This window comes from Arthrobacter sp. NPDC055138 (assembly GCF_053607305.1).
The window spans coordinates 68,885-82,965 of record NZ_JBSGTH010000008.1; the positions used below are offsets into that span (position 1 = coordinate 68,885).

Sequence of the window (14,081 nt, forward strand, 5' to 3'; positions counted from 1 at the left end):
AAACTCGGTAGGTGCACCGCCGGTCCCTCAGGGATGGCGACGCTGCCATCCACGCGTAAGTAAGGGAAACTACCTGGCATGAGCCTTGCCGAATATGCGAGCGAAAACCGCCTCCACCGAGTCGGCGCCCGGCCATCGCTTTTGAGATACCTTTCGGAAGCATGGACCCGACGCGACTTCGCCATAGCCATGGCGAGAGGAAAAATCGAGGCTTCCAACCAGCGCAACCGTCTCGGCATGCTCTGGGTCTTCATCAAGCCCACGCTGAACGCGTTAATGTACGGGGCGATTTTTGGCATCCTGCAAGGTGCAAACCGTCCGGAGAACTTCCCGATGTATGTGGTGATCGGCGTTTTCCTCTTCGAGTTTTTTGCCAGCTCGATGAACAACGGCGCTAAGTCGATCACGGGAAACGGCGCCTTGGTGCAGTCACTGGCCTTCCCGCGAATCACCTTGCCCGTCTCCACAGTGATCCAGAATTTGATGACACTCGTGCCCATGCTCGCCGTGATGTTCGTCTACATCCTGATCTTGGGGGCGCCGATCAGCGTCGAATGGCTGCTGATTATTCCGTTAGTTGCTATCTTCACGGTCTTCAATTTGGGTGTCGCGCTCATCGGCGCCAGACTGACGGTCCATGTTAGGGATCTGACCCAGCTTCTACCGCTCGTCACCCGGATCTTGTTTTACACCTCCGGTGTACTGTTCGCCATCGACCGCATCCTGAAATCACATCCCTGGGCTGTTAAGATTTTCGACTTCCATCCACTTCATGAGGTCCTCTCCATTGCCAGGGGGATCCTCATGCCTGGGATGGACTACAACCCCATCTACTGGCTGTACTTTTCAATCTGGTCAGTCGGCATGCTCGTCGCCGGCGTCCTGTTCTTCTGGGTGGCGGAGGAGCGGTATGGCCGCGTTGACTAGTACTGGAGGCGAATTGACCGAGACAGATGTGGCCGCTGGAGGACGCAAACCAGTGGTCGTCGTTGACGACTTGCACGTGAAGTACTACGTACATGCGGGCGGCAAGAAGGTCAAGGGGAGCAGACGATCGCTTCTTCAGCGAACCGCCCGCCGGATTCGAACGGTGCATGCGCTCAAGGGGGTCTCGTTCACCGCCTATGAGAACGAGTCCATCGGTGTCATCGGACCGAACGGTTCGGGGAAGTCCACGTTGATGCGGGCCCTTGTGGGTCTTACTCCGCCGGCTCAAGGAGCCGTCTACGCGACCTCAAGACCGAATCTGCTGGGCGTCGGCGCCGCTCTTATCCCGGACCTCTCGGGAGAGCGGAACATCCAATTGGGCGGACTTGCGCTCGGATTTTCGCGGCAGGAGATTGACGCGCTGCGCAACAACATTGTTGAGTTCGCGGAGCTGGAAGAGTTCATTGATCTGCCGATGCGGACGTACTCATCTGGCATGCAGGCACGGCTCAAGTTTGCTATTGCTGCATCGAAGCAGCATGAGATTCTGATTGTGGACGAAGCACTGGCTGTGGGTGACCGGCGCTTCCGGGATCGTAGCGAGGCGCGGATCCGCGAAATCCGAGAGAACGCGGGAACAGTATTTCTGGTTTCACACTCGATGAAATCGATTCTCGACACTTGCAGCCGGGTCCTCTGGATTAACAAGGGTGTCCTGGAGATGGACGGCGACCCCAAGGAAGTCGTGGCCGCCTATAGGGAGTCCAGGAAATAGTGGCTTCTGCATCCGTCTTGCCTCCGCTGGATGAGCAGCACCCTGGCGTGTCCTACATCATGCCAGTCCTCAATGAGGAAGCCCACATCAAGGACGCCGTCCTTAGCATCCTCGGGCAAGAGTATGACGGGCCCAAAGAAGTTGTGCTCGCCCTCGGCCCCTCAACGGATGGCACCAATCGGATCGTTTCCGAACTCCAGGCACAGGAGCCGCGGCTCCGCAGCGTCACCAGCCCTACCGGCCGGACGCCGGCCGGCCTCAACCTTGCTCTTCAAGTCTCTAAGTATCCAGTCATCGTTCGGGTGGACGCCCACACCGAACTGGAACCGCACTACACCGCCCGCGCAGTGGAAACCCTGCGGCGCACCGGTGCGGCCGATGTCGGCGGTCTCATGGATGCCCAGGGCAAAACAGCGTTCCAGCGCGCAGTGGCCGCGGCGTACGTTTCCCCGCTGGGGCTCGGCGGCGCCGCCTATCACAGTGGTGCGCCCGAGGGACCGGCCGAGTCAGCCTATCTCGGGGTTTTTAGACGCGAGGCAATCGACGAAGTTGGGCTTTTCGAGGAGAGCCTCTGGCGCGGACAGGACTGGGACATGTGCCTGCGGCTGCGCCAAGCCGGCTACGACGTGTGGTTCGACCCGGAGCTGAAGGTCACCTACTGGCCGCGCGCCAGCTTCGGCAAGCTTGTTCGGCAGTTCTACGCGGCCGGCATTTGGCGCGCGGAGCTAGCCAACCGCCACAAGGAGGGTAAGTCAGTTCGGCACTTCCTGCCGCCCCTATTGGTGGCAGGCTTGGCTGCCGGTGCTGCCGGCGGTCTGCTCTCCGCCACTGGCGCCACCCGCCGTGGGCCGGCATGGCTGAAGTACACGACAACCGCTTCGGGTTTGATACCCGCTCTCTACGGGGCGGGCCTGACCTACGCCGCCGCCACCATGAAGCAGGATCTGCGCCAACCGGAGCGGCTGCGCCTGCTGGCCGTGCTACCCGGCATTCACATCAGCTGGGGCTTGGGCTACCTTCGCGGTCGGCTCTTCGGCGCCGCTGGCACCGTAGATACCAGTCGGAGGAAGTCATGACCGGCACCACCCGCCCGGCCCATCCCACGCTCGAGCAGCTGCGCGCCGTCGCCCAGCCGCCGGAGGTACGCAGCCGCAAGAATGCCGAGCACTGGACCGCCGAGCTGTATCTGCGGCATATCTCCATCTACCTGACCAGTGCGCTGGTGCGCACCCCCATCAGCGCCAACGGCGTTACCGGGCTGATGATCCTGTCCGGCTGGGCCATCTCCGCCTGCCTGCTCATCCCAGGGATCTGGGGACCGCTGCTGGCTGTGTTCTTCTCGCAGCTGCAGTTGTACTTCGACTGCAGTGATGGCGAAGTGGCGCGCTGGCGTGGAACCCAGAGCCCAAAGGGCATCTTCCTGGACAAGATCGGCCATTACACCACCGAGGGGCTGATACCCCTCGCGCTGGGGCTGCGTTGCCTCGGGGACCTTGGCTTGCTTGGCAGTGGTCCGGGACAGGCGTATTTCCTTCTTTTCCTTGGTGCGGTGCTGGCGTTCCTGATCGTGCTGAACAAGGCACAGAACGAGATGGTCCACGCTTCCCGGGCGCTGGCCGGACTGGACAAGCTGCCGGACACCGCCGCGGCGAAGGCAGTTCCGTCCGCGACTCTGGTGGGACGGCTGCGCCGATTGGCCCGGTTCCTGCCCTTCCACCGGGTGCTGCATTCGGTTGAAATGAGCCTGCTGATCTTGGCCGCCTCGGTCGTTTCCTTGGTTGCAGGCGTGCCGGTGTTGGGAGAGCGCTGGCTGCTCTACGTGATGGTGCCAGCCGTGCTGCTCGTCAACATCGGCCACTTCGTGGCCATTATGGCGTCCCCGAGGCTACGTAAGTGAGCGCCACAGTGCCGGAGAAACGTTCAACAGCGCCCCGAGATTCCACTGTCATGCCCACCTTTGGAGTCGTCATCCTGACCCAGGGCACGCGGTCGGAGGATCTGCAACGCGGCTTTGCCTCACTTCAAGCGCAGCGTGGGGTCAGCCTGGATGTGGTTGTGGTCGGCAACGGCTGGAAGCCCGAAGGACTGCCCCCAGGCTTCAAGTCCCTGCACCTCGAGGAGAACCTGGGGATTCCGGCCGGGCGCAATGCCGGCGTACCGAAGGTCTCGGGGGAGTACCTCTTCTTCCTTGACGACGACGCTTGGCTGCCGGATGATGACTTCCTCCTCTCCTGCGCCCGTCTGTTCCGGGATCGGCCAGACATCGGCATGGTCCAGCCTCGGATCGAAGACCCGGCGGACCCTGGCGCTCCGCAGCGGTGGATTCCGCGGCTGTGGAAGGGCAGCGCATATGCGTCAAGCAACGTGTTCTCCGTCGTCGAGATGGCAATCGCAATGCGCCGCGACGTGTTCGATCGCACCGGCGGTTGGCCGTCTACGTTCTGGTACGCCCACGAGGGAATTGAATTCGCCTGGCGGGTCTGGGACACCGGTTTCCGCACCTGGTACGCCGGGGACCTGCGCGCAGGACACCCCGTGATTGATCCTCGCCGGCATGAGGAATTCTTCCGACTCAACGCCCGCAACCGGGTCTGGTTAGCCCGGCGCAACCTGCGCTGGCCCTTCAGCTGGGCGTATGTGGGCTCTTGGACGCTGGTCCAGTTGCTGCGCTCCCGGCGGGATCGAGGACAGCTCAAACCGTGGTTCGCAGGTTGGCGTGCCGGCTGGCAGCAGGACCCGTGGGGGCCGGGGGAGAACAGACAAAAACTGAAGTGGTCCACCGTCATCCGGATGGGTGCTTCGGGCCGTTGGCCTGTGATCTAGGCAACTCGGCTGTGCAATGGCTCCGGTTCATCGAATTGTTAGCCTAAACTCTTAACAGGCAAATTAAAGGTTAATTCAAGGTTCGAGGTGTAGGCGTGGGCAAGACAGTCCTCACATACGGGACGTTCGACCTGTTCCATGTTGGTCATCTGAACGTCCTCAGGCGCTTGAGTGAGCTCGGGGATCGGCTGATCGTCGGTGTTTCTACCGACAACTTCAACGCGGTCAAGGGCAAGAAGCCTATCGTCCCCTTTGAGCAGCGGATCGAGATCGTGCAGGCCATTCGCTACGTTGATCTGGCGATCCCTGAGGAAAACTGGGAGCAGAAACGTCATGACATCGATAGGTATGGCGTCGACGTCTTTGGCATCGGTGAAGACTGGCGCGGGAAATTCGATGATTTGGGCGACAAGGTTGAAGTCGTCTACCTGCCGAGGACCAGCGGCATCTCCACGACGGAGATGAAGCGGGTGCTCAGCGCCTTCGACGAACGCCACGTCGAGGAACTGAAGCGCACCTTGGACAGTATTAGCCAGATCGTCAAGGAGCTGAGCTGAGTAGCATGCAGCACTCGCGATGCGCTGCTCAAACTTGTGCCGGACGAAGTATTTTAGGGGACATCCATGGTTAAGGATTCAGTGCAGAGGGTGCTGCGCAGGGTTCATTCCGAGGCATCGAAGCAGGTTTCGGCGAGGGCCTTTGTCAGGCACGCTCGACGTTCCGGACTGAGTGAGAATCACCGCATCCTCACCCACTTCCGGGTCCCGTTGATCTGGCGGATCGATCCGGCGCTGCGACTGCCGGAGCAGCGGCTGAAGACCTTTGCGATGGCAAAAGACATACTTCAAGACGCGGGGATCGCCTTCTGGGTGGTTCCGCGGAGAAGCAACCAGCCCTCCGCTATCGGCGTCGCAGCTTCAGACAGAGAGCGCGCCTGGAGTGTGCTGAAGTCCTCGGACCAGCTGGGGCAATGGTATTGCGCGGCTGTCTCGGAGAAGAACCGTGCGGCCCCCATCGTGAAACGTGTGAGCTCAGGTGCTGCTGGCTCTCCGCAGGCGATTCGGATATGGGAATACGTCCGCGCCAACGTGCAAAGCACGTTCACAGCGGGTCCTCAACAGGGCGTTGACATTCAGTTCTGGGACTTGGATGAGCAGGGCATCCTCCAGCCGCCGGTGTGGACTGAACGGGCGACATCCCTTTCACCGGTTGAGGCGGCGGACTGCGATGAGCAGGGCATCCCCAGAGTTTGGTCCACCTATGGCCATCTAGCTTGGACGCAGCTCAAGGTTGACGTTGTCTACACCTGGGTTGACGGCACGGACCCGGTCTGGTTGGAGGAGAAGGCGGCGGCAGCCGGCGTTGCGGATGTAGCTGCCTTTACCGAGCGCGCCCACCACGACGCCCGGTTTGCCGACCATGACGAGCTTCGCTATAGCCTGAGGTCACTGGAGCAGTTCGCACCGTGGGTAAACAACATTTGGATTGTCACGGCCGGCCAGACGCCGTCGTGGTTGAATACGGGCAACCCCAAGGTACACATAGTGGACCACAAGGACATCTGGCCGGATGAAACCGGAATGCCAAACTTCAACTCGCACGCGATTGAAGCTTGCCTGCACCGCATTCCGGGGCTGTCAGAGTACTTCCTGTACCTTAATGACGACATGCTGCTGGGTCGGCCCGTTGCCTCCGAGCTCTTCTTCCACCCCAATGGCGTCGGCAAGGTTTTCCAGTCCCGGGCGCTTGTTGACTTCCGTGCGCCCGCGATCGGTGAAATTGCTTCGTCCACTGCCGCCAAGAACGCGCGTGAGATCCTCATCCAAGATTTCGGAGTCGTCCAGACACAGAAGTTTTTCCATACTGCTGCTGCACTGCGTGTCTCGGTTATGGAGGATCTTGAGGACCGCCATCCAGCCGCCTTCAAAGAAACCAGAGGAGCGGTTTTCCGCACTACCAGCGACATCGCTGCGGCAGGATCCCTGTATCTTAATCATGCGCTAGCGAGCGGCGCAGCGGTTCCTGGAAAGCTGCGTTACGAATACGTAGACCCCGCAACCGAGGATGGCTTGAGGCGCATGAGCATCATCAACCGCAGTCGCGGCTACGATGCCTTCTGTGTTAACGATGGAGCCACCGAGCAGACAGATGAAGAGCGAGAGGCGTCGGACCTGCTGATCCGCCGCTTCCTGTCCTCGTACCTGCCCGTCGCTAGCGAGTTTGAGATTCCGCGCATTTAGCCCGCGGAGCCTGGGCGGTGCTCCCTCAGGTCGGCTTGAAGAAGAACTGATCTTTCCTAGGGCTGCGCGCCACATGCCCTCTACGGAACACCACGGCTCAGGGCGACGAGACCCCTGAAGCGGACCCCAGACAGCACTGTACACGAAGCGATGGAATACCATCATCCAGTGGCAGCGCTCCCAGCTGGCGCGCTAAAATATCAGGAGCGGCCGAACCGCTGCCGAGCCTGCTGGTAGATGAACCGCGAAGACTGGGCCGTCACTGAAATTCTTGAGTCCAGGCCGTGGAAGTCGGCCAAGCCCGCGCCTGCCGAGCCTCAGCAAGGCCAGTGAACGCTCCCTTGCCCTAGCCGTGTTCATCTGCACGAATTCCTGAAAGCAGAGGCTTTCGCGCGGGCAGGACGGTCCTATGGGGAATATATGAGCTGGAGTTTAGCCAACGGCGCCCTTCTCGAGTTATTGCTAACTTGGAATCGGGTCCGGTTTTACGGATGCGTTTCTCCGGATCGGCGTTGTTCCAATTAGGAAACGGGCGAAGGGGGTGCGCCGAATGGCCAAGGCCACAACCCAGGGTAGGACAAGGCCGATCAGAAATACGAATATGGTCCCAGTATTCTCCACTCCCATCAGCCAGTGCGGCACCATGTGAGTCAGCACCACGAGGAACCCTACTTGTGCCAGCGCGGTGGCTGCACGGTGGACTTGCGCTCCAATGCTTGTCATCAGCCACTCAATAGACCACACGAGACCGGCGCTGATCGCCGCTGCTACCAGGACGGACCATCCAGGTGTGCCGAAGTCACCTTGTTTCATATCCAGTGGTGAGGTAATGCCCAATGTTGCGAGAACGAGGCCAGCAGACAGTAACACGAGACCAACGGCTCCGCGTATGTGAAGCCCGGGCTTGTAGAGCTTGGCAAACTGCCCCGCGTATACGAAAAGTAGCGCAGGAAAGGCAATCCCCACGCTCAATGGGACGCCAGCGACGATTTCACCGCGGTCATAAGTTGCTACAAGAGCGTAGATGGCGATTGCCGGCCCGACCCATTTGGGGAAGTTCTCGAGAACGCGCATCAGAATGGCGACTGCGAACAGCGCGGTAACAAACCAGAAAGCCGAGAAAGGTCGTCCTATGTATTGTCCACCCCAAAGGAGATTGAAAAAAATCGATTCTCTAAATTTACCCTCCAGAGCCAGTTTCAATAGCAATCCCGCCCCCAAAATGGCGAGCCAGACTCCGTAGGGCACGAGCAAGGTATGAAAGCGCTTGCCCGCCTCATCCCGGATGGACCTACCGTTCTTCCATAGATACCCGGTTAGGAAGAAGAATACCGGAACATGCCAAGAATAAAGCCAAGCACGTGTATATTCGTTGTTCCAGTAGTGAGCAGCAACGATAGCGATTACGCCCATCACACGTACCGTGTCTATGGCTCCAGATCTCATAAGATTTCCTCGCTTAAACTGCAATCTATTCTGGGATTTCCGTCGGGCACCAGGCCGAGCTTTTACGTTTCGCTGTCACGACGTTTAAATACCGCGAATGCGTGGACGACGGCCTCTCGAATGCAGGTTCACTTCTAGCGTGATACCCAAGCTCACCGTTCAACTACGCTCAGGGACAGTTCATTGCGTAACGAGTAGTAGGGGCGAACATCAACTCGCCGGACGGGCAGATCACGAGCGGACTCTGTCACCTCTGGTCTGACACACACATGAGGGTAGACCTCGACGGTCTTACGTTCGGCGATGTCGTCAAGGATCTTGGCGATACGGATCGAGGTTTCGCCCAACATCAGATGAGCGTCCCAATCGTCATGTGTACTCAACCGTTTGGCGACCAGCTGGTCAATGGACACTTCAAATTCGAACTCGTGATCGCTGGTCACACGTATCGGCAGATAAAGGGTGCGGTTCTCATGTTGTCTCAAAGACAAACGGACAGAACACTGAGTTGCGCTCGAGAGCGGGGCGTTTGTCGAGCCACGGATGCTAATCGCCTCGCCACTTACGGAGATCTGAGACACTTCAGCATGCCGGCGTTTGCTCCAAGATCGAATCGCTAGCAGGCCATCTTTCGCGGCGTAAGGTATCGCGTGAGTTATGTGGCTCGTTTGTCCCAGATCGACCGTGCTGAGAAGGTGCCGTGTATCACGAAGTCCAGCGATCAAACGGATCTTCCTGCCCCGCTGTTCCGCACTGAGGTCCCAATGCCCGTTCGAAGCAATGGTCTGGATGGGAAAGCGAACGGAATAGGTGCCAGGAACGTCCCGGGATTCAGTCATACGTAAGCGGAGGGGTCTTTGATTCTTCTTGCGCATCTGGAATATTAGCCACGTGTCCTGCCAGCCACTAGCCAAGTCGCGCACTTTAATCTGACTGGAATCTCTGTTTAGAAGAACGCATTCAGCCAGTCGGGTTTCCACTCTAGCGCGATTCTTTTTGCCCCAGGGGGTACTGGGATGATTTGCAGCAACATCCATTTTTCGCTTAATTCTCGCGGTCAAGCGTGCCAACTGCTCGAACTGCAGGTGATGAGCGTCGAGTGTCTGCGGATCCAGTGAGGCAGATTCCGCGCGCTTAATCTGCGCTCGTAGCCTTCTGCTAGGGAAGCTGCGATTTACCGCTAGCGTGTGAAACAGTTCCTCATAGGATGACGCAACAACCTTTGGGTCAAAGCGCTGGGACCTTTCAAAGGCGGCTGAACCCATAGCCTTGCGCAAATCTTCGGAGCCGGTGAGAGCGGCGAGTTTCTCTGTCAAGGCATCGACATCATTCACTGGAACAAGGAATCCGTCCCGCCCATCCTGAATGATCTCTCGCGGTCCGTCTGGGCAGTCCGTACTGATGACAGGCAACCCGGCTCTCATTGCTTCCACTATCGTCATGCCGAACGATTCGCGGTCAGATGAGGAGACCGCCACACTGCACTTTGCCCACTCGGACTCGAGCGAAGAACTGCTCCCCATCAGGAAGGCCCTTCCCGCCAGACCTAATTCGTTGATCAATCGCTGGAGTGAAGCATGTTCGCGCCCCGATCCGTAGATTCGAAGTGTCCAAGAGGGATCCGCCATATGCAGTCGATGATAGGCGTGGATTAGCAGATCATATCGCTTGACAGGGTCCAAGCGACCAGCACTGACGATCACCTTATTCGTGTGTGTCGAAGGATCTATCCGAGGCGCGGGAACTGAATTTGGAATCGAACCAACAATGAGGTCAGCAATAGGAGTGGTATCCCGAAACCTTTGGGCATCGGCTTCCGTAACTGTGATCGCTGCGTCCATGCGTGGATACCACGTTCTCATGGCATCCCTGGTCCCTTCCGGAATGGTCAGATGCGACATGTGCTCCTGAGCGATTCGCACCGCCTTGCTAGGTGCGAATTGAGCGACCAGCAAATTCAAACTGGGCCTGGTCCCTATGATGACTTCTGCTGTAGTCCTTCGGAGAAACTGCTCAGTGAGTTCATCGGTGAGACGCGAATACTGACCGTAGAATTCCTCTGAAGGCGGAACCTTGCTGCTTGGATCGTATTTCCGAGGGTCGTCTCGGTGGTTTTTCGGGACGCCCGGGCGCGTATCCACGATGCCAGTTATCCTAATTTTTCTGGAAACTGGTAGTTTTGTTTCGTCGGTACGACGGAAGACAGATGCTATCTCTACCTCGTGGCGTTCAGCCAGCGCCTCTGCGAGGTTGATTACTGTGCGCACAGTTCCGCCAATTCCGTATATGTTGTGCGCCAAGAATAGAATCTTCACTGTCCGACAATCTCCTTCTCCCAGGGCGACGGTGTCGGAAAATACGATTCGAGGAATGGATTCAGAACATTCAACTGCTGTACTAGTTCCTCTTCACGAGTAAATGTGTCATTCAAGCAGAAGGCATCACGGTCTCGCCTGGCAAGTAATCGGCTGAGTCGATCCCCCAAATCTGTGACGGACAAGCCAATGTAGGAAAAGCTGATCCCCCCGGGGATAGCATTGTTGGTGAGATACCCATAGTAGTGCGCGAGATTCGATGGAATGTTGTAGTCTTCAGCGGAACGGAACCTATTTGCTGCCGTTACCCCGAAGGCCTCAGGGTGTTTATCCTCCATGGCCTCGAGTACAGATTTTCGAAGTGCATAGGGAGCATGTTCCATTACCTGCGCTTGTTGAACTCCGAATTCCTTGTGCAGCAGCTGACGTCCGTTCTTTGTGGCTTGATCGACGGGTGTGTCTCGATGTCCCGAGGGCCAGAACGGTACGCGCGACGGAGACGTGAAAAATTTCGCCACTCCATTGCCACCAAAAAAGGTCTGGGGCAACACGGGGCGGCCAAAGAACATGTCGTCGTTCAAGTAAAGAAAATGTTCAGAAAGCCCAGGGATTCTGTGCAGCTGACTTTCTATGGCATGCGAATTAAAAGTTGGAAGATTTGATGTATCAGCAAAGATTTCACGGTGATCTACGACAGTTACGCCAGGAACCGTTGTGTCCAGCCAGGAAGGAGTCTGGCTGGCGGTGACGATGTAGATGTTTCGCACCCAGGGAACGTACTGATGGATGGACCTGAGAGAAAAGCGCAGCTCATCTCGATTGATATACCGAGAGACACTGGTTGCCTCTTCATGGTGATCTGTGCCCAGATGGGCTGCCCTTGCGGACTGCCACCTGAGATCGTTGCTGTCCACCCACGTGTAAACGATGTCGATAGGGAAGCGGACATCATCGACGAGATCGACAGTCATGGTGCCAACGGTCGGTACTTCGGAAACGTTGGAACTAGCTGGTCTGAGCCTAGTGAAGCGGCTAAAGGGATGCAGTACGGTGACTTCAGAATCAAGGATTTTGCGCGTTACAGCATTGGGTCGGGGCGAGACCAACCGCATTTCGGTCTCTTCGCCGTCCTTAGGCTCATCAGGCGCCAACAATTCACTGGACCAAAATTCGATTTCGCAGCCGTACTCCTCACCGAAGGTGATCGAGCCGGAAGCGTCCGTATAGAACCACGTCGTACGCAGCACGTCGGCTGCGCCGTACCTGTGGAGTGTGCCGGTGTCCGAGGCAAGCTGAGCTGGGACTGGTACGCGGACAGCGGGAACCATCTGCCGAATGTAGGGGGCATCTGCCCCTTCAGTTCCCTGAAGTGCACGAAGGACGCTGGGTCTATCGGACAGTCTCACTCCAACGACCGCCCGATACTTCTCCAAGCTCCTCACACAGAAATAGGAAATTGCATTCTGATCGAGAATAGAAGCTAGGCGTAGGAAGTTCTGTTCAACCGCTCGCATTGCCGTGACGTTCCCGACAGCTCTAATAAATCGCTCGTGAAGATCAACGTTTCCGATTCTCAACTCGCCCTCCAGCACAGCAGGCTGATCAGTCGAGGCAATCGTTTCTGACTCAATCATGCTCAAAATTTCAATCTCTATCTTTCGAAATGCATCACTGCAAACGGGCGGAGTCAAGCGGAATTCCGAGGAATTCAGGGTGGTGGAGTGCGTGACACTGCTGGCGGCGGTTGGCAGTTCCGATATAATTGTAGGGGTACTGCGTGTTCCCACTAAATCGGAGCTTCCTAGTCTTGGTACTGGCAAGACAGACTCCACAACTCGCGGATGATGGATTTGCGGCCGTTGCTCCAGCCATTCCGGTGTACGACTGTAGGTTCTTGTTGTCGCCGATCAGTGCTAAGTAGAGCCTCGCGTGATGGCAGCCCCAGTTCGGAGTTCCGGGACGGCCTCACGGGTTCCGTAGGACTACTGACGCGGCAAAGGCGTAGGAGGCCGTCACCGGTATCATCTTCATCGACTTGTTGGGGTCTGCCAGTCCACCCGAAACCGAGTGAAGCTGCTGAAGCCGCATGTCGGGCATCAGGGAGCGTTTGCCACTGGCCAGCAGCCGTTTCGCCATATGAGAGCATCGCTATTGAGGGCCTTCTCCCGCGCACCCCGTTGGGGTCATGGCCAACAGCAGCAGTTTGATCAGGTGCGGCGCGCACTACTGTGGTCCAGCACACCGTCACGTCGTCGTCGTCGAGCACTGGAGGTTCAGGGCTGCAGATTTGGAAAGGGCGCTTCCGCGATGGCCGGTGCAGCATCAGCCATCGGCGAACCCTCCACACGAACACGATCAGCCGGCTCAAACACGAACCCCGGACCCCTGTAGAGGACCGCCCGCGAATCCACCACACCCAATCCACCGGATCAGACGACGCACGCGGACCCGCTAAGCAGTCAGTAACCGGGATCTCCTGGCTCGGAATCGGGTGACCCTTCGGAGTGCGACCACCACCACAGATCACGGATACGCTGGTCTTCCACGAGTCCGGGATCATGCTCAGCGGGCTAATCATTGCTGCCACCCTCATAGGTCGGCGCACCAGCAGTATCAGCCCCACAAGAGCAATAATTGGCGCCCATGTTCAGACTGCACCACGGCAGACAGGGGCCAGCAACCTGCACGCCGGATGCCTTTTGAGCGCCGGCACCCAGAGCCTACTTCTCCTGCTTAGTCAGGTAGAAGTCACCGGAGGGGTCAGCGACCTTCCCGCCATACTGAAACGGGCCACGCGTCGCCTGCACACTGTGAAACCGGCAGGGTCGGTAGCCCCAGCTTCCATCGACCGCTTCACCACCGAACAAACGATGCGGCGGTGCGTCTTCCGGTCAGCGTCAGCGGCGCTGGGCGCTGTGTCTTGGCGGGGCAGGTTTTGTAGGCCCGCATCGCGGCCGGCACGGAATGGACCGCTGGCGTCGTTGACATCGTGGACGCCGCTACTACGGTGCAGATGGAGCCGGTGCTGTCCAGGTCGCGGTGGGATCTGATCGTGTTCCGCCGCAACCAGCCACCGGGCGGGTCCACGTCGCTGGCTGTCGTCAAGGTCGGCTCATCGATGATCATCCCGGCGCGGGAGAGCGTATTGGGCGTGTTGGACGATCAGCCGCTGTGGCTGGTTCGGGTGTGGGCCCGGAACAGTGGCTGCACAGCGAACCATGACCTGGTGCGCTCCTATCTGAACTCCACTGGCACTGTGCCATTGAGATCAAAGGCGCCCTCTGGTCTCTGCCCGAGTGACCCGTCAGCGGTTGCTGTTGACGGTGAGGTGCTGATCTTCGCGCCAGGCGACCCGGCACGCACACCGTTGCCAACCACCGACAATGGGGGCCTCCACCTCTCGAACCCCGTCCGCGTGAACGAACACGGCTTCGGTCCGGCGTTCATCTCGGAACTGGACCGGGCGGCGTGGGAGGCTGCCGGGCTGACAGGGTTCTTCACCTCCTATGAAGGCATGGGTGACGTGGCCGTGCAGTCCGTCAATGAGGTGAAAGC

The 14,081-nt window shown here is 58.4% G+C and carries 10 protein-coding genes; 7 read left to right on the top strand and 3 right to left on the bottom strand.

Annotation, left to right across the window (positions count from 1 at the left end; genetic code table 11):
• The first annotated feature begins 78 nt into the window (after window positions 1-78).
• The 7 genes from ACWF5H_RS17720 (at window position 79) to ACWF5H_RS17750 (ending at window position 6,765) form a co-directional block, all read left to right on the top strand.
• Window positions 79-927, top strand: coding sequence for an ABC transporter permease (locus ACWF5H_RS17720; protein ID WP_452038499.1), 849 nt, complete (start codon window positions 79-81; stop codon window positions 925-927).
• On the top strand, window positions 911-1,702 hold the full coding sequence (locus ACWF5H_RS17725; protein ID WP_452038500.1) for an ABC transporter ATP-binding protein: 792 nt from the start codon (window positions 911-913) through the stop codon (window positions 1,700-1,702). The genes ACWF5H_RS17720 and ACWF5H_RS17725 overlap by 17 nt, the downstream gene beginning before the upstream one ends.
• On the top strand, window positions 1,702-2,778 hold the full coding sequence (locus ACWF5H_RS17730; protein ID WP_452038502.1) for a glycosyltransferase family 2 protein: 1,077 nt from the start codon (window positions 1,702-1,704) through the stop codon (window positions 2,776-2,778). The genes ACWF5H_RS17725 and ACWF5H_RS17730 overlap by 1 nt, the downstream gene beginning before the upstream one ends.
• Window positions 2,775-3,599 (top strand): CDP-alcohol phosphatidyltransferase family protein, encoded by an 825-nt coding sequence (locus ACWF5H_RS17735; protein ID WP_452038504.1) that lies wholly within the window; start codon window positions 2,775-2,777, stop codon window positions 3,597-3,599. The genes ACWF5H_RS17730 and ACWF5H_RS17735 overlap by 4 nt, the downstream gene beginning before the upstream one ends.
• A 50-nt stretch (window positions 3,600-3,649) precedes the next feature.
• Window positions 3,650-4,525, top strand: a complete 876-nt coding sequence (locus ACWF5H_RS17740; protein WP_452038505.1) for a glycosyltransferase family 2 protein — start codon at window positions 3,650-3,652, stop codon at window positions 4,523-4,525.
• Between the two features lie 95 nt (window positions 4,526-4,620).
• Window positions 4,621-5,082, top strand: a complete 462-nt coding sequence (locus tag ACWF5H_RS17745; protein WP_452038506.1) for an adenylyltransferase/cytidyltransferase family protein — start codon at window positions 4,621-4,623, stop codon at window positions 5,080-5,082.
• Between the two features lie 66 nt (window positions 5,083-5,148).
• On the top strand, window positions 5,149-6,765 hold the full coding sequence (locus tag ACWF5H_RS17750) for a stealth family protein (RefSeq protein ID WP_452038507.1): 1,617 nt from the start codon (window positions 5,149-5,151) through the stop codon (window positions 6,763-6,765).
• A 462-nt stretch (window positions 6,766-7,227) separates the two neighbouring features.
• Here ACWF5H_RS17750 and ACWF5H_RS17755 read toward each other — a convergent pair whose 3' ends face one another.
• The 3 genes from ACWF5H_RS17755 to ACWF5H_RS17765 form a co-directional block, all read right to left on the bottom strand.
• Complete coding sequence (locus ACWF5H_RS17755) at window positions 7,228-8,211, bottom strand: acyltransferase family protein (RefSeq protein WP_452038509.1); 984 nt, start codon at window positions 8,209-8,211, stop codon at window positions 7,228-7,230.
• Between the two features lie 152 nt (window positions 8,212-8,363).
• Complete coding sequence (locus ACWF5H_RS17760; protein WP_452038511.1) at window positions 8,364-10,526, bottom strand: glycosyltransferase family 4 protein; 2,163 nt, start codon at window positions 10,524-10,526, stop codon at window positions 8,364-8,366.
• A complete protein-coding gene (locus ACWF5H_RS17765) occupies window positions 10,523-12,160 on the bottom strand; it encodes a stealth family protein (protein ID WP_452038513.1) in 1,638 nt (545 codons plus the stop codon). Before ACWF5H_RS17765 ends, ACWF5H_RS17760 begins: the two co-directional genes overlap by 4 nt.
• Between the last annotated feature and the right edge of the window lie 1,921 nt (window positions 12,161-14,081).

Coding starts and splice junctions, on each gene's coding strand:
- ACWF5H_RS17720 (WP_452038499.1), top strand. CDS start 79: ATGAGCCTTGCCGAATATGCGAGCGAAAACCGCCTCCACCGAGTCGGC.
- ACWF5H_RS17725 (WP_452038500.1), top strand. CDS start 911: ATGGCCGCGTTGACTAGTACTGGAGGCGAATTGACCGAGACAGATGTG.
- ACWF5H_RS17735 (WP_452038504.1), top strand. CDS start 2,775: ATGACCGGCACCACCCGCCCGGCCCATCCCACGCTCGAGCAGCTGCGC.
- ACWF5H_RS17740 (WP_452038505.1), top strand. CDS start 3,650: ATGCCCACCTTTGGAGTCGTCATCCTGACCCAGGGCACGCGGTCGGAG.
- ACWF5H_RS17750 (WP_452038507.1), top strand. CDS start 5,149: ATGGTTAAGGATTCAGTGCAGAGGGTGCTGCGCAGGGTTCATTCCGAG.
- ACWF5H_RS17755 (WP_452038509.1), bottom strand. CDS start 8,211: ATGAGATCTGGAGCCATAGACACGGTACGTGTGATGGGCGTAATCGCT.
- ACWF5H_RS17765 (WP_452038513.1), bottom strand. CDS start 12,160: ATGATTGAGTCAGAAACGATTGCCTCGACTGATCAGCCTGCTGTGCTG.